The sequence below is a fragment of the Streptomyces bobili genome (assembly GCF_002154575.1).
Classification (GTDB): Bacteria; Actinomycetota; Actinomycetes; order Streptomycetales; family Streptomycetaceae; genus Streptomyces; species Streptomyces bobili.
The window spans coordinates 1-793 of record NZ_MUBA01000915.1 but is presented as its reverse complement, the minus strand read 5'-3'; the positions used below and the strand labels follow the sequence as shown (position 1 = coordinate 793).

Below are 793 nucleotides of genomic sequence, written 5' to 3'. Positions count from 1 at the left end.
TCCCACAGCAGCTCCGGCCCCGCCCCCGACCAGCGCAGCCCCGCGCACTTCCATGCCTGTGCCATCACCCACCACGGTAGGCGCCGCCACTGACAACGCCCCCTCGGCCACTCGCCGCCGCCCCGCGAGCCGGCACCCCACGCACGCCGGATGACCGGCCCGTGCCTCCAGGTCCCGCACCCGCATGCCCCACTCGGCCCGTGGCCGCACGCCAGGCGGCTTGCCCCACCCGGACAGGTGCAGCGCCCACGTGACCAGCGCACTCAGCGCCACGACCACGAGTCCCGCTCCCACCAGCACTCCGGACACGGCACACACGCCGACCCCCGCCACCGAGGTGCCGAGGGTGGCGATCGCGACGCCGGTCCAGCCGGCGACCGTATGCCCTTCGTCGTACAGAGACATTGACCCCTCACGATCTAAGAAGTTGAGACACATAACCTCTTACAAGGTAAGAGAAACCGAAAGCGGATAACAAGGAGCCAGCAGAAACCGGCCGCAGAAACCGACCGCAGAGGGAGCACGTCCCGCGATGACCGCCCAGTCACCCCGTCCACCCGCCACCCCCGCGCAGGCACTGTCGGCGATGGACGACCTCATCGCGGCCAGCCTGGTCGGCCAGCAGGAGATGGCCCAGCGCCTGGGCCTGAACGTCACCGACCTGACCTGTTTCGGCTACGTCATCCAGGCCGGCGAGAACCTCCTCACCGCGGGCGACCTCGCGACCCGCGTGCACGTCACCACGGGCGCCGTGACCGGCATCCTCAACCGCCTGGAACGCGCGGGATACGTC

Annotated in this window: 2 protein-coding genes; one reads left to right on the top strand and one right to left on the bottom strand. The window is 70.1% G+C overall.

The features are described from left to right. A partial coding sequence (locus BZL64_RS38675) for an HGxxPAAW family protein (RefSeq protein ID WP_244205814.1) occupies positions 1-405 on the bottom strand: 405 nt, incomplete at its 3' end. A gap of 127 nt (positions 406-532) precedes the next feature. Here BZL64_RS38675 and BZL64_RS38670 point away from each other — a divergent pair. After that, on the top strand, positions 533-793 hold a 261-nt coding region (locus tag BZL64_RS38670), incomplete at its 3' end, for a MarR family transcriptional regulator (protein ID WP_143663477.1).